Source organism: Marinobacterium maritimum (assembly GCF_039523155.1).
GTDB classification, from domain to species: domain Bacteria; phylum Pseudomonadota; class Gammaproteobacteria; order Pseudomonadales; family Balneatricaceae; genus Marinobacterium; species Marinobacterium maritimum.
The window spans coordinates 642,051-657,392 of the sequence record NZ_BAAAET010000003.1 but is presented as its reverse complement, the minus strand read 5'-3'; the positions used below and the strand labels follow the sequence as shown (position 1 = coordinate 657,392).

Here is a 15,342-nt window from a genome sequence, read left to right as displayed (position 1 = left end):
TGCTTAATCCGCGGGTGGCTTGTCTTGCTGTTGGCGTTGTTGCCGTGTGCGCAGTTCGATCGCCATGCCGATACGCAGTGCTCTGCCGGCACTGAGTGCAAATGACATCACCAGCCCCTCGGCTCCGATAAAGCACAGTCGGCGCAGGAAATAGTTCTTGATGAAGAAGAATGGCGGGTCATAGAGGAGCTGGAGCGGTGAGACCTTTCTGCCCTTGCGCGTCCACTCATGTGCCTGGAGTTCACTGTAGCTGCGGATTTTTTCCCACATGTGGGAGAACGACTTCAGTGAAATATGGGCAACAGGCCCCTTGAGAACACCCGGTGCACTGCCGTCAAAGTTGACCACCTTGTCATGTACCGCACTGTCCTTGAAGCCGGCTTTGTTGCGGTTATACAGGCGCGGCGTCAGGTTGCGTGGACCAAAGGGACGCGGCTGGAGACTTTTGGCCATGATGCTGACATGGCGGATATCGAGCGAGTAAGAGGCTTTTCTTGATTCGGCAGGCAGGCTGAATAACTCGGTAATGGAGTTCTTGACCTCGTCCAGCAGCACCTCATCGGCATCCAGGTTAAGAATCCACTCGTGCTTGCACAGGCTTTCGGCATACACCTTCTGCTGGCCAAACCCTTCCCACTTCCGGTAGAACACCTTGTCGGTAAAGCGGCGTGCAATTTCGAGGGTCTCGTCTTCGCTGCCACTGTCCACAATGATGATTTCATCGGCCAGCCCGGCCACGGACTCCAGTACAAGCCCGATTCGGTCGGCTTCATTTTGGCAAATGATGAAAACGGATATTGGCAGTTTACTCATGGGGTGCCTGCTGTTTGTCCTGTGGCAGTAAGTGCCGATAAAGTTCCTGTACGGACCGGGCCATGTTGTCGAGTGTCATGTGCTCGGCACAGTCGGTCATGATCCCGGTCAGGTCGACCGGTGAGCGCTGTACACGCTGCATCAGGGCCGCCAGTGCGTCGCTGCTGCCGGTCTTGCAGATCAATTCGGGTGGCAATATCTCGTTGGCAACCGGGACGTCAGTCGAGATGACCGGTGTCCGGGTCAACATGGCTTCCAGAAAGACATAGGAAAATCCTTCCCGCAGCGACGAGATGACCACCTGATCGGCACACTGAAGGAGTCGCTGGGCGTCGTCTCTGTGCCCGGCAAAGGTGATGCGCGGACGGATACCCAGGGATTCTGCCTGGGCCTCGAGCGAAGCGCGTTCGGGGCCGTCGCCCAGCAGCAGCAAATGTCCGTCGACCTGCGGCATTGCCTCGAGCAACAGGTCGAACCCCTTGACGGGAGCCAGGCGACCGACGGCGACCCAGAGAAAGTCGTCAGGCGCGATGCTGAGGCTCTGTTTCAGCCGGGCCTGCTCGGACCGGGAGATGATCTCGGGCGTTCTGATGCCGTTGTAGATTGTTACCGCGTTGGGGGTGTGGGAGAGCATGCGGGTAATGTGCTTGCTCACGCCGATGACCGCATCGAAACGGCGCAGGAATTTGAGCCGTTTTTTGATGCCGTGTACGGTCGCCACCATTGGAACATGCAGGGCAGAATCCAGTGTTGACACCAACTGAGCCGCTTTGCTGCCGTGGCAATGGATAATCTCCGGGTCCAGTTTTCTCAATGCTTTCAGCAGCGAGAACAGCAGTCGAGGGCTATAGCGGGAACGCTGGTAATTGAACGGGATGAGCTCGACACCTTCCTGGATGAACGGGGCATAGGACGGATCGGTCAGCAGCACCACTTCGTGGCCTGCCGCCGCCAGGGCGTTGCTCAGTTCAATTACATGCTTTTCCATCCCACCCTGGACGGGGCTGGCAACCAGCTGAACCACTCTCATCGCTGGTGTTGCCTGTAGAGGTAGTTTTTCCCCTTGGGGTGTGTCTTGAAGCGCCGGTGTACCCACATGTACTGGGTCGGATCCTTGCGGATGGCCTTCTCGAGTTCCTGGTTGATCCGGGCCGCGTCGGCTTCCTCATCTCCGGTCGGGAAAGGTTCGATGACCGGAAAAAGCTCGAGCTCATACCCGGAATCATCCGGCAGACGGTGCTGGGCCAGCATCAGAATCGGCGAACCGTTGAGTTTCACCATTCGCGTGGTCGCCGTGATGGTCGCCGCCGGCACGCCAAAGAAGGGCGCATAAACCGACTGCTTGATGCCGAAATCCTGATCGGGCGCATACCAGACAATATGATTTTTTCTCAGAGCCCGAATGACGCTGCGAATGTCGGAACGCTCGATCGCCTGGCCAAAATATCGCAGCCGGTTGCGGGTAATCACCTCTTCCAGCATGGGGTTGTTGTGGCGGCGATACATGGCATCTACCGGGTAGCAGTCTGAGAACAACAGTCCGCCCAGGTCCAGCGTGGAAAAGTGCGCGCCCAGCAGAATTACGCCCTTGCCTTCAGCCAGTGCCTTTTCAAGGTGTTCCTGGCCCTTGAGCGTGTAATGACCTTTCAGCTTGTTCAGAGGCGTCCACCAGGCCATGGCGGTTTCGAACATGCCGATGCCATTATTGGCGAACACGCGCTTGACCATCCGAGCCTGCTCAGCGGGGTCCAGCTCCGGGAAACAGAGCCGGATATTGACCTCGGTAACCTGGCGTCGTCGTGGACTCAGGTGGAAAAGGGTCATGCCCAGCGTGCGCCCAAGTCGGATCTGCCAGCGCCAGGGCAGGCGATTGAGCAGCCACAGCAGGCCAAGGCCGATCCAGACGGGCCAGAAGCGGGGACTAAGGAAGCGGTTGGGTGCAGGCTCTTGAGTCACGGGCACTTTTGCAACATGTCAAAAAGGAAGATTGTAAAGCGGTGGCTCCCATGCGGCAAACCAGCCGAGGCTGTAACCTTCGTGGCTGTGCTTATCGTGGTATGATCTAGCACCAACACTGACCAGGCTTTTAACAGGTTGCAAATGAAGATAGCAGTTGCAGGTACAGGCTATGTCGGGCTTTCCAACGCCGTTCTGCTGGCGCAGCACAACGAGGTTGTGGCGCTGGATATCCTGAGCGCCAAGGTTGAACAGCTTAACCGCGCTGAGTCACCGATCGACGATCCCGAAATCAGTGAGTATCTCGCTTCCGGCAAGCTGAACCTGCGCGCCACGCTGGATAAGCACGAGGCCTATGTCGGGGCAGAGGTTGTCATCATTGCGACGCCGACCGACTATGACCCGCAGACCAACTACTTCAACACGCTCAGTGTGGAGGCAGTCGTCGAGGACGTGCTGGCCATCAACCCCCAGGCGCTGATGGTGGTCAAGTCAACGGTGCCGGTCGGCTATACCCGTGAGCTCCGAGAGCGACTGGGGGTCGATAACCTGATCTTCTCGCCGGAGTTCCTGCGCGAGGGCAAGGCGCTGTACGACAACCTTTATCCCTCTCGCATTATTGTGGGTGAGCAGTCGGAGCGTGCAGCCGCCTTTGCGGGCCTGCTGCAGCAGGGCGCGCTCAAACCGGATGTTCCGGTGCTGTTTACCGATTCCACCGAAGCCGAGGCGATCAAGCTGTTTGCCAATACCTACCTGGCAATGCGGGTCGCCTACTTCAACGAGCTGGATTCCTATGCTGAAACTCACGGGCTGAATACCCGCCAGATCATCGAAGGGGTGGGGCTGGATTCGCGTATTGGCCAGCACTACAACAACCCTTCCTTCGGTTATGGGGGGTACTGCCTGCCGAAGGATACCCGCCAGCTGCTGGCCAACTATGATCAAGTACCCAACAACCTGATTCGAGCCATCGTCGACTCCAACACCACCCGCAAGGACTTTGTTGCCAATGCGGTTCTGGCACGTAATCCGAAGGTCGTGGGCATCTATCGACTGGTGATGAAGTCGGGGTCTGACAACTTTCGTGCGTCAGCGATCCAGGGCGTGATGAAGCGGATCAAGGCCAAAGGCGTTGAAGTCGTTGTCTACGAGCCGGTATTGGACGATGAGCTGTTTTTCAATTCCCGTGTGATTCGTGATCTGGACGAGTTCAAGCAGGTCAGTGATGTCATCGTGGCCAACCGGGTGACTGACGAAGTTAGAGATTGTTCCGATAAGGTATACACTCGTGACCTTTTTGAGAGCGATTCCTGAAATCGCTGAGGTGCCGGATTTTTCCTGATGTCCAATTTGCAGAGAAAAGAAACGTCTCAAGATGCAGCGACCACTGACAACGCCTGGCAAACCTACCGGCGGCTGCTGGTGTATGTCCGGCCGCTCTGGTTCGTCTTCGTCATAAGCTTTATCGGCTTTGCCATCTATGGCGCCGGCCAGGCGCTGTCTGCCAAATGGCTGGAGATGGTGGTTGATACCGTACAGAAGAACGACTACGAACAGCGTTGGTTTCTGGCGGCGGCAGTGATGGGAATATTCATCCTGCGAGGGCTGGGGGGGTTCATCGGCAACTACAGCATCGCCTATGTGGGGCGCGAGGTGATCCATCGCCTGCGCACCCAGGTATTCGAGCGCCTGCTGCTGTTGCCCTCCAGTTTCTACAGCCATCACTCCAGCGGCGAGCTGCTGGCCAAGCTGACCTATAACGTGGAGCAGGTGACCGAGGCGGTCACCAGTGCCATCAAGGTGCTGTTCCGCGAGGGGCTTACCGTGGCCGGCCTGATGGGCTACATGTTCTACCTGAACTGGAAACTGACCCTGATCTTCATCGCCGCCGGTCCGCTGATCGGGCTGGTGGTTTCCATGGCCTCCAAGCGGATGCGCAAGCTGAGCCGGCGTATCCAGAAGTCGGTGGGTGATATCACTGAAGCCGCCTCCGAGTCGATCAAGGGCTATCAGGTCGTGCGCATTTTTGGCGGTGCCGATGCCGAGCGGGAGCGCTTCCAGCAGGTGAGCCTGCATAACAAGCGACAGTTCATGAAACTGGTTGTGACCCAGTCGCTGAATACGCCGATTATTCAGCTGCTGGTGGCGATGGCGCTGTCGGCCCTGCTGTTTCTGGCGATGCAGCCGGATGTGATGGGCAGCATGACGACCGGCGGTTTCGTGGCCTTCCTGACCGCGGCCGGCATGATCACCAAGCCACTGCGCCTGCTCACGGATGTCACGTCGATCGTACAGAAGGGCATTGCCGCGGCGGAGAGCCTGTTCGAGGTGCTGGATGAGCCGGTGGAACAGGATAGCGGTACCCGTAAGCTGGAGCGGGTGGGGGATATCGAATTCCGCCATCTGGGCTTTGCCTACCCGGGTACCGACAAGCAGGTACTGCAGGATATCTGCCTTAAACTGCCTCAAGGCAAGACAGTGGCCCTGGTGGGCCGTTCCGGCAGCGGCAAGACGACTCTGGCGAGCCTGCTGCCGCGTTTCAACGACGGTTGGAGCGGTGAGTTGCTGGTCAATGGTGAGCCGTTGGAGTCGTTCACCCTGGAAAGCCTGCGCAGCAATATTTCGCTGGTGAATCAGAATGTGGTGCTGTTCAACGGCACCATCGCGGAGAACATCGCCTACGGTTCCATGGCGGGCGCCAGTGAGTCGGCGATTCTGGCTGCGGCGGAAGCGGCGCATGTGATGGAGTTCGTCGAGCGCCTGCCGGAAGGGATTCATACCCGGGTCGGTGAGAATGGTGTCCTGCTGTCCGGTGGCCAGCGTCAGCGTATCGCCATCGCCCGCGCCATTCTGAACGATGCGCCTATCCTGATTCTGGATGAAGCGACGTCGGCACTGGATACGACGTCCGAACGTCACATTCAGGAAGCACTCGAAGAGGTGATGAGAGGGCGGACAACGCTGGTGATTGCGCACCGGCTGTCGACCATCGAGAAGGCCGATGTCATCGTGGTGATGGAAGACGGCCGCATCATCGAACAGGGTTCCCATTCCGAGCTGCTGGAGCAGCAGGGGGCCTACTCGAAGTTTCATATCCTGCAGACCGATGTCGGCGCCGTAGAGTGACCACCATGCTGCTTGTCCTCTACAGCACCCTGTTTTATCTCTTCACTCCCGTCCTGCTGCTGCGCCTCTGGTGGCGCGGCCGCAAGGCGCCGGGCTACCGGCGCAACTGGGCTCAGCGACTGGGGCTTGGCGCCGCAATCCGTCAGCCGGTGATCTGGGTACATGCGGTATCGGTGGGCGAGACGGTGGCGATTGCGCCGCTGGTGCGCTGGCTGCTGGTGCGTTATCCACAGCATCGGGTGCTGATCACCAACATGACGCCGACCGGGGCGGAGCAGGTACGCACGCTGTTTGGCGATCGGGTTGAGCAGCGCTTTTGTCCCTGGGATCTGCCGCTGGCGCTGAAAGCCTTCCTGCGCCGCGCGCAACCGGAGCTGTGCATTATCGTCGAGACTGAGCTCTGGCCTAATATGGTGGCCCAGTGTGCCCGTGCCGGGGTGCCGGTGTTGCTGGCCAATGCGCGTCTTTCGGAACGATCCGCGCGTGGTTATCGCAAATTCTCGGCGCTGGCCCGCCCCATGTTGCAGCGATTGAGCCTGATTGCGGCACAGAACAAGGCCGATGCGGAGCGTTTTGTCGCGCTGGGCACGCCTGATGAGCAGGTAGAGGTAACCGGCAGCATCAAGTTCGACCTGCAGCCGGATGCCGATAAGGTTCAGGCCGGGCGGGCACTGCGTCAGCAACTGGGGGCGGAGCGTCCGGTACTGATCGCGGCCAGTACGCATCAAGGCGAGGACGAAATTCTGTTGGCTGCCTGGCAGCAGCTTAAGGCGACGCATCCGGACCTGGTGCTGATACTGGTGCCGCGCCATCCCGAGCGCTTTGCCGATGTGGCCCGGCTGTGCAGCCGTTACAGCGAGCGGCTGGTCTGCCGCAGCCGTGGTGAACAGCCGGATACTCAGACCGAGCTTTTGCTGGGCGATACCATGGGGGAGCTGATGCTGTTCTATACGGCGGCGGATATCGCCTTTGTCGGCGGCAGTTTCAGTGGCACCGGGGGCCACAACCCGCTGGAGCCGGCGGCGCTGGGTTTGCCGGTGGTGATGGGGCCGGATTGCTTCAACTTCCAGACCATTACCGATGCGCTGGTTGAAGCGGGCGGCCTGGTACGTGTTGACGATGGCGATGCACTGCAGGCGCAGTTGTCGGCCTGGCTGGGCGATGCAGCTCAGCGTCGTGCTGCGGGTGAGCAGGGCGCGGGCTTCGTCGCGGCCAACCGCGGTGCGCTGGAGCGCTTGCAGCAGGCGGTGGAACGCCTGCTGGGCTGAGGCCGGTTGCGCGGACCGGTAGAGCGGATCGTGCGCCCGGCCTTCAATCTCCCGACTCAGATATCGCTGAAGTCGAAATCTTCACCCGCCTGCTCGGCGAAGGCTGCCTGCAGTACTTCGGCCAGGGGCGCGCCATCGGTATCGCGCAGCCACTGGGTGCCATCATGGTCGAAATGGAAGCCGCCATCGCGGGTGGCGACCCAGAGCTGCTTCACCGGCGGCTGGCGGGTAAAGATGATCTGGCTGCCGTTTTCGCACTTTACGGTCATCATGCCACCCTGGCTTTCATAGTCGAGATCGCTCTCGGCGTCATCCAGGATCTCTTCGATCTGCTCCAGGGTCGCGTCTACCCGGCTCATGAATTCGGATTCGGTCATTGCGGCATCTCTTCTCTGCATGAAAATTCGGTGGATGAGTATAACTCAGCCGCAGGCGGTACTCAGCCCTTGTGGCTGAGGGTATAATCGATCGATTAATAACCTGGAGGCCTTGCCCCGGGTGCAACCGGATATACAAGGATTGATGATGCTGAAACGCTGCTGGCCAGCCCTGCTGCTGGGGGTTCTGTTGCTGTCGGGATGTGGTCAGAAGGGCCCGCTGTATCTGCCCGATGAAACCGCTTCACAACATCAGTCACACTGAGAGATTTCATGGACAATTTCGAATACCGCAATGGTCGCCTGCACGCCGAAGAAGTAGCGCTGGACCGTATCGCCGAAGAGTTCGGCACTCCGACTTATGTTTACTCCCGTGACGCCCTGGAGCGCGCCTACCTGAGCTATGCCCAGGCGCTGGAAGGACGCGATGCGCTGGTCTGCTATGCCGTCAAGGCCAACTCCAACCTGGCGGTGCTGAACGTGCTGGCTCGTCTGGGCGCCGGCTTCGACATCGTTTCGGCCGGTGAGCTGGAGCGGGTGCTGCGGGCCGGTGGTGATCCGGCCAAGGTAGTGTTCTCCGGTGTCGGCAAGCAGCCGGCCGAGATCCGTCGTGCGCTGGAAGCCGGGATTCTCTGCTTCAACATCGAATCCGATGCCGAGCTGGATCGCGTCAATGCCGTAGCGGGTGAAATGGGCGTCAAGGCACCGGTCTCCTTCCGCGTCAACCCGGACGTGGATGCCGGTACCCACCCGTACATTTCCACCGGCCTGAAAGAGAACAAGTTCGGCATTGCCATCGATACGGCTGTGGATGTCTACCGCCGTGCGGCGGCGCTGGAGCATGTCGATGTCGTCGGCATGGACTGCCATATCGGCAGCCAGCTGACCGAGGTCAGCCCCTTCCTCGACGCCATCGACCGTTTGCTGGTGCTGCTGGATACCTTGGCGGAAGAAGGCATCAACATCCATCACCTGGATCTGGGTGGTGGCCTGGGCGTCTGCTACACCGACGAAACGCCGCCGACACCGGGTGAATACATCGAGCAGGTCGTGCAGAAGCTGGCGGGCCGCGACTACAAGCTGATTTTCGAGCCGGGCCGTTCCATCGCCGCCAATGCCGGTGTGATGCTGACTCGCGTCGAGTTTCTCAAGCAGAGCGGTGACAAGAACTTCGCCATCATCGACGGCGCCATGAACGACCTCATCCGTCCGTCCCTGTACAGCGCCTACCAGGAGATCATCCCGGTGGCGATGCGTGAAGAGGGTGAGGCCAAGGCCTGGGACCTGGTGGGTCCGGTCTGCGAGACCGGCGATTTCCTCGGCAAGGACCGTCAGCTCAACCTGCAGCCCGGTGATCTGCTGGCAGTTTGCTCGGCCGGTGCCTACGGTTTCGTCATGGCTTCCAACTACAACACCCGTCCGCGCCCGGCCGAGGTGATGGTGGATGACAATCAGGTCTACCTGGTACGTGAGCGTGAAACCCTGAATGATCTGATGCGCGGTGAACAGCTGCTGCCGGCACAGGCCTGAACGGGGAGCGCGTCAATGCTGGTACGCTTTACCAAAATGCACGGTCTGGGCAACGATTTCATGGTGATCGATGCCGTTTCTCAGCGGGTGCGCCTTACGCCCAAGATCGTGCGCAAGCTGTCGGATCGTCATCTGGGCATCGGCTTCGACCAGTTGTTGCTGGTGGAACCGCCGAGCCGCCCGGACATGGATTTCCGCTATCGTATCTATAATGCCGACGGCTCCGAAGTGGAGCACTGTGGCAACGGTGCCCGCTGCTTCGGTCGTTTCGTGCGTGAACGCCGACTGACCATCAAGGACGAGATTCATGTGGAAACCGCCCGTGGTCAGGCGGTGCTCTATCTGTTGCCCGACCGTCAGGTCGACGTGGACATGGGCGCACCTGAACTGCGCCCGGTCGAAGTGCCTTTCCAGGCCGAACGTCAGGCGGCGACTTATTTCGTTGACGTGAATGGCGAGTGCATTGAACTGAGTGCGGTCTCCATGGGCAATCCGCACGGTGTGCTGGTGGTCGACGATGTCGATACCGCGCCTGTCGAAACCCTGGGGCCGATGCTGGAGCCTCATCCGAGCTTTCCGCAGAAGGCCAATATCGGCTTCATGCAAGTGGTCAATCGGGGCGAGATCCGCCTGCGTGTCTATGAGCGCGGCGCCGGCGAAACCCTGGCCTGTGGCACCGGAGCTTGTGCCGCGGTGGTGGCGGGGCGTTTGCGTGGCCTGCTCGATGAGGAGGTGCTGGTGCACCTGCCCGGCGGCGATCTGCGTATCCGCTGGCCGGGAGAGGGGCAGTCGGTGCGCATGACCGGCCCTGCGACAACCGTATTCGAAGGACAGATCTACCTATGAATGACGCAAGTGAAGTACTGGAACAACCCGCAGTAACTGCAGACCTGGTGGCCGACTATCTGGCCGAGCACCCGGACTTCTTCAGTCAGTACACCCATCTGCTGGAGAAACTCTACGTACCTCATCAGCGCGGTACCGCGGTGTCGCTGGTAGAGCGCCAGACTTCACTGCTGCGTGAACGCAACCAGCAGCTGCATGGACACCTGTCTGAATTGATCGATGCGGCACGCTACAACGATGTCCAGTTCGAGAAGACCAAGCGCATGGTGCTGGCGCTGCTCGAGGCCTGGACGCTGGACGATGTGGCCGTGGCGATCGAGGAGAGCCTGTGCCGCGACTTCTACGGTGACGAGACAGTACTGCTGCTGTTCAGCGAACGCTCGCTGGAGAGCAACAGTGTCCGTACCCTGGCCCGTGCCGAGGATTCACTGGTGCAGCCGCTGATCGAGACCAACCTGCCCAGCTGCGGCCAGCTCTCCGAGGCGATGAACCGTTTCCTGTTCCAGGAGCGCAGCGTCAAGGTGCAGTCCGCCGCGGTGGTGCCGCTGGTCAAGGGGGACACCCTGGGCCTGCTGGCGATCGGCAGTCACGACCCCAACTACTTCCAGAGCAGCCAGGGCACTCTGTTCCTGAGTTATGTCGGCGAGGTGCTCAGCCGGGTGATCTGCCGCATCCTGCAGGAGCAGGATCGCTGAGATGCCTGCACCGGCCGAAGCCGATTGGCCGCAGCACTTTCTGCACTACTTGCGGGTGGAGCGTCAGCTCTCTCCGCATACGCTGAAGAACTATCAGCGCGACCTCGCCACTCTACTGGCCGAGATCGGTGCTGACACTCATCCCTGGAGTGGACTGGACGAAACCGGCCTGCGCTACGCCATCGGTGCCCTGCATGCTCAGGGCCAGTCCGGCCGCAGTCTGCAGCGGTTGCTCTCCGCCACCCGCACCTTCTACCGTTTTCTGGCCCGCGAAGGCTGGGTCAGTCGCAACCCGGCACTGTCGGTACAGGCGCCCAAGGCGGCGAAACGCCTGCCGCAGACGCTGGATACCGAACAGGTCGGTGCCCTGCTGGATGTAAGCGGCAATGAGCCTCTGGATATCCGCGACCGAGCCATCATGGAGCTGATCTACTCCTCGGGGCTGCGCGTATCCGAGCTGGTCGGTGTAGATCTGCGTGATCTGGATCTGGCCGAGGGCGTGGTGATTGTACTGGGCAAGGGCAACAAGACCCGGCAGCTGCCGATCGGGCGCATGGCCCAGGACGCGATCCGGCAGTGGCTGCCGATCAGGCACACGCTTGCAAAGGCCGAGGAAACCGCGTTGTTCGTCAGCCAGCAGGGCGGACGCTTGACCACACGGGCGGTGGAACAACGGTTGCGCAAGCGGGGGGCCGAGCAGGGTACCAACGGGCGCGTCTATCCGCATCGGCTCAGGCATAGCTTCGCGAGTCACCTGCTGGAGTCCAGCGGTGACCTGCGTGCGGTGCAGGAGCTGCTGGGGCACGCCAATATCAGCACCACCCAAATCTATACCCACCTCGACTTCCAGCACCTGATGGAGGTGTATGAACAGGCCCATCCGAGGGCAAGGGAGAAGCGCGATGATTAAATGTGTCACCTTTGATCTGGACGATACCCTCTGGGCGGTCGACCCGGTGATTCACCAGGCCAACAAGACGCTCTGGCAATGGCTGGAGGAAAATGCGCCGTTGTTTACCGCCTGTCACCGGCTGGACGATATGGCCGAGGGTTCAGCCCTGAGGGGGGAGCTGCTGGCGGCGATGCCGGAGATTGCCCACAGCGTCAGCCTGATCCGCATCAAGCTGCTGGAGCGGGGCTGTATCGCAGCTGGCTATCGTGAGGTTGAAGCGACCCTGCTGGCGGAGCGGGCATTTGAGGTGTTCATGCAGGCGCGGCATCAAGTGGAGCTGTTCGAACATGCCCAGGCGATGCTGGAGCAGCTGCGTCGGGATGGCTACATTATCGGTGCGCTCAGCAACGGTAACGCCGATGTGAGTCAGACCCTGATCGGGCACCTGTTTGATTTCCAGTTCAACGCCGATACCGTTGGCCATGCCAAGCCGCATCCACAGATGTTCACCCAGGCACTGCACCATACTGGACTGCGGCCGGAGCAGGTGGTCCATATCGGTGATCATCCGGTGAATGATATCCAGGCGGCGCGTGAGGTCGGTATGTGGACGCTCTGGGTCAATCTGCCGGGCCAGCACTGGCCTCGGCCGGCACGGGCGGATGCCCGGGTCAGCTGCCTGTCGGAGATTCCCGTCCAGGTGGCGCGACTGGCGTCACAGGGCGAAGGCCGAGTGACGCTCTAGCTCCTTTCAGGTTCGGAAGCTGGCAACCGCGTTCTGCAGCTCGGCGGCCTGCTGTGCCACCATCTGGCTGGCATCGGCATTCTGGCCCACCTGATCGTTGGCCCCGGCCATGATGCCGCGGATATGTTCGATGTTGCGGGTGACCTCGGCCGCCACCGACGCCTGTTCCTCGGTGGCTGAGGCGACCTGAGTCGTCATATCGACGATGCTGGCAGCTCCGCTGGTAATGGTGCCCAGCGCACTGATGGTGGCACCGGCCTGCTCGGCACTTTCCTCGCTGTCACGGACGCTCTCCTGCATCAGTCGGCTGACATTGTGTGTCTGCTCCTGCAGGCTCAGCACTCGCTGCTCGATCTCGGCCGCCGACTGCTGTGAACGGGCTGCCAGAGTCCGTACCTCATCCGCGACCACGGCAAAGCCCCGTCCCTGTTCACCGGCGCGAGCGGCCTCGATGGACGCGTTCAGCGCCAGCAGGTTGGTCTGCTCGGCAATCTCCTTGATCACATCGAGCATGGTGCCGATATTGTCGCTCTCGCTGCGCAGCTGATCGACCACGCTAGCTGTCTCCCTTGCCTTCTCGGCCATCTTCTGCAGGGCGTCGATATTGCCTCGCACTCGGGCAGTACTCTCGCTGGCATCCTGTTGTGCCAGGGAGGCGGTGGCGGCGGTATTTTCGGTATTGCCGGCGATCTCCTGCATGGAGCTTTCCATCTCCTGCACGGCAGCGGCCACTTGAAGTACCTGGGCCTGCTGCTGGCTCAGCCCCTCTGATGTATCCCGGGTGGTGGCCGACAGCTGTTCGGCAGCGGCTGACAGCTGGGACGAGGTGCCGGCCACGCGGGCGATCAGGTCACGGAAACTGTCCATCATCCGGTTGAAGTCCTGTGCCATCTGCGCCACTTCATCCTGGCCGTTGGTGTTGAACCTCAGCGTCAGGTCGTGTTCGTCGCTGGCGCGTTTCATGGTGCCGGCCAGCGCATTGATCGGGCGCAGGATGCTGCGGCCCAGCAGCAGGGCCGGTATCACGGTGGCCAGGATCGCCAGGATGATGGCCAGCACGGCGGTGGTCATAAGACGCTGCTGTTCGCTGTCCATGCGCTTGTCGAGATGCTTCTCCAGGAGGGCCTGGAGCTCGTCGGTGCTTTTGACGGCGGTGCGCATCTGGCCCATCAGGCCCTGATCAACGGTCAGGCCCAGCTGACGATAGGCCTCGACCAGGTGCTGGAAGCTGTCACGATACTGGCTGAGCAGGGGGTGTAGTGACGCACTCTGCGCGGGCAGCAACAGCATGTCGATCTGCTGGCCAAAAAAATCTGTCTGCTTCAGGAAACGATCCAGATACTTGGTATTCAGGCGCAGCAGGAAGTCCTTTTCATGACGGCGCAGCATCAGCAGGCTGCTGAGCAGGTCGCTGTTGTCGGTGGCGCGGATCTCCTGTTCCACCGCATGAATGGTGCCGCGGAGCTGGCCGCGCAGGCCGGATGTTTCGTCCAGGCCGATCTGCGTGCGCAGCTGGCTGACGGCGGTGAAGGCCTGCTCATAGGTTTGCATGCGCGCGGCGAAGGTGTTCAGCTGATCCTGCAGCTCTGGCTCCGGCAGCAGCTGTTGGAGTTGCTCCAGCCCGGTCTGGTACTGCCCAAAACTGGTCTCAAAGCGCTGCAGGTAGCCGTCGTCCAGGCGTGCCAGGAAGTCTTTCTCATGGCGGCGCAGGTCCTGTTTGTGGTTTTCCACCTGGGCCAGGGTCCCGCTGATGGTGACCAGCTCGCGATACTGCCCCAGGGTGTGGAAGGTGATCAGGCCCATGGCGATAAAGCCAATCAGGATCAGCGCTATCAGGGTGCTCAGTTTCTGTTTAATCGTCATGCAGGGAAACATCCTGTGCGTGGTGACAACATCCGTGCAAGGGTACAGGTCAGGTTTCAGTCCAAAAACAGTGCCAACAGGTCATTCAGGAACAAGCGCCCCTGAGGCGTAGGCGCCAGTCGGGCCGTATCGCTGACCAGCAGCTCACGCTCTCGAGCCTGCCGTAGCAGTGCTTCTACCATGGATAAACTAACCCCAGTGCGCGCGTTGAACAAGTCCGAGGGCACACCCTGGGTCAACCGTAACGCATTGAGCATGAACTCGAATGCTCGATCTTCAAGCGCAATCAGCTCGTCGCCGGCCAGGCGGCGTTGAGGATCGAGGTAACCCTTGGGCTGGCGCTGTTTGTGGCGGCGGCTGATCTGCAACTGGCCATCAGCATCCAGCTGACTGAGCTTGCCGTGTGCGCCGGCACCGATGCCGAGATAGTCGCCGAACTGCCAGTAGTTGAGGTTGTGGCGGGCCTGTTGCCCCGGGCGCGAGTAGGCGGAAATCTCGTACTGGGCATAGCCGCGGGCGTCCAGCAGTGCTTGTCCCTGTTCCTGAATCGCCCAGAGCGCTTCATCCAGCGGCAGCTGTGGTGGGCGGGCATGAAATTCGGTGTTGGGCTCGATCGTAAGCTGGTACCAGGACAGGTGCCCGGGATCAAAGGCCAGCGCCTGCTTCAGGTCGGCCAGCGCCTGATCAACGCTCTGTCCCGGCAGACCGTGCATCAGGTCCAGGTTGACCCGGGGAAATAGCGCCACGGCGGCTTCGGCCGCGCGGCAGGCTTCATCCGGGTTGTGGATGCGGCCTAGCTGCTGGAGATGCTCGGCGTTGAAGCTCTGTACACCGATGGAGAGGCGATTCACGCCGGCGGCGCGATAGCTCTCGAAGCGTGCCTGTTCGAAGGTGCCGGGGTTGGCCTCCAGGGTGATCTCGATGTCATCCACCTGGGGAGTGTGGGCAGCAATACCCTTGAGCAACCGGTCGATCGATTCGGGGCTGAACAGGCTGGGCGTACCGCCACCGATGAAAATCGATTGCAGCGGGCGGCCACCGGCCAGCGGCAGGTCCGCGGTCAGGTCGTCCAGCAGGGCATCCACATAGGCCGTTTCGGGCAGCTGCTCCGGGGCGGCATGGGAGTTGAAATCGCAATAGGGGCATTTGCGCGCACACCAGGGGATATGTACGTACAGCGACAAGGGGGGCAACGGGCCCTCATTTGGTTGAAGGCTCTCGTTTGGCTGAG

General features: G+C 60.7%; 15 protein-coding genes. 9 read left to right on the top strand and 6 right to left on the bottom strand.

The features are described 5' to 3' along the window. Positions 1-3 precede the first annotated feature (3 nt). The 3 genes from ABD013_RS14105 to lpxL are packed head-to-tail and all read right to left on the bottom strand — an operon-like array spanning position 4 to position 2,769. Positions 4-813 (bottom strand): glycosyltransferase family 2 protein, encoded by an 810-nt coding sequence (locus tag ABD013_RS14105; protein WP_343807120.1) that lies wholly within the window; start codon positions 811-813, stop codon positions 4-6. Continuing rightward, positions 806-1,843, bottom strand: coding sequence for a glycosyltransferase (locus tag ABD013_RS14100; protein ID WP_425543412.1), 1,038 nt, complete (start codon positions 1,841-1,843; stop codon positions 806-808). Before ABD013_RS14100 ends, ABD013_RS14105 begins: the two co-directional genes overlap by 8 nt. Further along, positions 1,840-2,769 (bottom strand): LpxL/LpxP family Kdo(2)-lipid IV(A) lauroyl/palmitoleoyl acyltransferase, encoded by a 930-nt coding sequence (gene lpxL, locus ABD013_RS14095; RefSeq protein WP_343807114.1) that lies wholly within the window; start codon positions 2,767-2,769, stop codon positions 1,840-1,842. Before lpxL ends, ABD013_RS14100 begins: the two co-directional genes overlap by 4 nt. A 144-nt stretch (positions 2,770-2,913) precedes the next feature. Here lpxL and ABD013_RS14090 point away from each other — a divergent pair, with 144 nt between their 5' ends. From ABD013_RS14090 to waaA, 3 genes are read left to right on the top strand one after another with little or no spacing between them, the layout of a single operon-like run. Continuing rightward, complete coding sequence (locus ABD013_RS14090; RefSeq protein WP_343807111.1) at positions 2,914-4,083, top strand: nucleotide sugar dehydrogenase; 1,170 nt, start codon at positions 2,914-2,916, stop codon at positions 4,081-4,083. Between the two features lie 27 nt (positions 4,084-4,110). Then, complete coding sequence (msbA, locus tag ABD013_RS14085) at positions 4,111-5,895, top strand: lipid A export permease/ATP-binding protein MsbA (RefSeq protein WP_343807108.1); 1,785 nt, start codon at positions 4,111-4,113, stop codon at positions 5,893-5,895. 5 nt (positions 5,896-5,900) lie between these two features. Further along, positions 5,901-7,163 (top strand): lipid IV(A) 3-deoxy-D-manno-octulosonic acid transferase, encoded by a 1,263-nt coding sequence (waaA, locus tag ABD013_RS14080; protein ID WP_343807105.1) that lies wholly within the window; start codon positions 5,901-5,903, stop codon positions 7,161-7,163. Positions 7,164-7,219: 56 nt separating this feature from the next. Here the strand turns inward: waaA and cyaY are convergent, their stop codons facing one another. Then, complete coding sequence (gene cyaY / locus ABD013_RS14075) at positions 7,220-7,540, bottom strand: iron donor protein CyaY (protein ID WP_343807103.1); 321 nt, start codon at positions 7,538-7,540, stop codon at positions 7,220-7,222. A 145-nt stretch (positions 7,541-7,685) separates the two neighbouring features. Here cyaY and lptM point away from each other — a divergent pair, with 145 nt between their 5' ends. From lptM to ABD013_RS14045, 6 genes are read left to right on the top strand one after another with little or no spacing between them, the layout of a single operon-like run. Then, positions 7,686-7,805 carry an LPS translocon maturation chaperone LptM gene (lptM, locus tag ABD013_RS14070; RefSeq protein WP_425543411.1) on the top strand — a complete coding sequence of 40 codons (120 nt, stop codon included), beginning with the start codon at positions 7,686-7,688 and terminating at the stop codon, positions 7,803-7,805. An 8-nt stretch (positions 7,806-7,813) separates the two neighbouring features. Beyond that, on the top strand, positions 7,814-9,070 hold the full coding sequence (lysA, locus tag ABD013_RS14065; protein ID WP_343807101.1) for a diaminopimelate decarboxylase: 1,257 nt from the start codon (positions 7,814-7,816) through the stop codon (positions 9,068-9,070). Positions 9,071-9,085: 15 nt separating this feature from the next. After that, a complete protein-coding gene (gene dapF, locus ABD013_RS14060) occupies positions 9,086-9,916 on the top strand; it encodes a diaminopimelate epimerase (RefSeq protein ID WP_343807099.1) in 831 nt (276 codons plus the stop codon). Then, positions 9,913-10,611, top strand: coding sequence for a DUF484 family protein (locus ABD013_RS14055; RefSeq protein WP_343807097.1), 699 nt, complete (start codon positions 9,913-9,915; stop codon positions 10,609-10,611). Before dapF ends, ABD013_RS14055 begins: the two co-directional genes overlap by 4 nt. A gap of 1 nt (position 10,612) precedes the next feature. Further along, positions 10,613-11,521: a tyrosine recombinase XerC gene (gene xerC, locus ABD013_RS14050; RefSeq protein ID WP_343807095.1), complete on the top strand. Its 909-nt coding sequence runs from the start codon at positions 10,613-10,615 to the stop codon at positions 11,519-11,521. After that, entirely contained in the window at positions 11,514-12,248 is a 735-nt protein-coding gene (locus ABD013_RS14045) for an HAD family hydrolase (protein WP_343807093.1), read from the top strand. Before xerC ends, ABD013_RS14045 begins: the two co-directional genes overlap by 8 nt. 6 nt (positions 12,249-12,254) lie before the next feature. Here ABD013_RS14045 and ABD013_RS14040 read toward each other — a convergent pair whose 3' ends face one another. Together ABD013_RS14040 and hemW are read right to left on the bottom strand one after the other, a co-directional pair. After that, positions 12,255-14,111, bottom strand: a complete 1,857-nt coding sequence (locus ABD013_RS14040) for a methyl-accepting chemotaxis protein (RefSeq protein WP_343807091.1) — start codon at positions 14,109-14,111, stop codon at positions 12,255-12,257. Between the two features lie 56 nt (positions 14,112-14,167). Then, positions 14,168-15,304, bottom strand: coding sequence for a radical SAM family heme chaperone HemW (gene hemW / locus ABD013_RS14035; protein ID WP_343807088.1), 1,137 nt, complete (start codon positions 15,302-15,304; stop codon positions 14,168-14,170). Positions 15,305-15,342 lie beyond the last annotated feature (38 nt).

What these genes read in the sequence shown, in the direction of transcription:
- ABD013_RS14100 (WP_425543412.1), bottom strand. Translation starts at nt 1,843, where the DNA reads ATGAGAGTGGTTCAGCTGGTTGCCAGCCCCGTCCAGGGTGGGATGGAA.
- ABD013_RS14055 (WP_343807097.1), top strand. Translation starts at nt 9,913, where the DNA reads ATGAATGACGCAAGTGAAGTACTGGAACAACCCGCAGTAACTGCAGAC.
- lptM (WP_425543411.1), top strand. Translation starts at nt 7,686, where the DNA reads ATGATGCTGAAACGCTGCTGGCCAGCCCTGCTGCTGGGGGTTCTGTTG.
- lysA (WP_343807101.1), top strand. Translation starts at nt 7,814, where the DNA reads ATGGACAATTTCGAATACCGCAATGGTCGCCTGCACGCCGAAGAAGTA.
- ABD013_RS14105 (WP_343807120.1), bottom strand. Translation starts at nt 813, where the DNA reads ATGAGTAAACTGCCAATATCCGTTTTCATCATTTGCCAAAATGAAGCC.
- cyaY (WP_343807103.1), bottom strand. Translation starts at nt 7,540, where the DNA reads ATGACCGAATCCGAATTCATGAGCCGGGTAGACGCGACCCTGGAGCAG.
- waaA (WP_343807105.1), top strand. Translation starts at nt 5,901, where the DNA reads ATGCTGCTTGTCCTCTACAGCACCCTGTTTTATCTCTTCACTCCCGTC.
- ABD013_RS14090 (WP_343807111.1), top strand. Translation starts at nt 2,914, where the DNA reads ATGAAGATAGCAGTTGCAGGTACAGGCTATGTCGGGCTTTCCAACGCC.
- ABD013_RS14045 (WP_343807093.1), top strand. Translation starts at nt 11,514, where the DNA reads ATGATTAAATGTGTCACCTTTGATCTGGACGATACCCTCTGGGCGGTC.
- xerC (WP_343807095.1), top strand. Translation starts at nt 10,613, where the DNA reads ATGCCTGCACCGGCCGAAGCCGATTGGCCGCAGCACTTTCTGCACTAC.
- dapF (WP_343807099.1), top strand. Translation starts at nt 9,086, where the DNA reads ATGCTGGTACGCTTTACCAAAATGCACGGTCTGGGCAACGATTTCATG.
- msbA (WP_343807108.1), top strand. Translation starts at nt 4,111, where the DNA reads ATGTCCAATTTGCAGAGAAAAGAAACGTCTCAAGATGCAGCGACCACT.
- ABD013_RS14040 (WP_343807091.1), bottom strand. Translation starts at nt 14,111, where the DNA reads ATGACGATTAAACAGAAACTGAGCACCCTGATAGCGCTGATCCTGATT.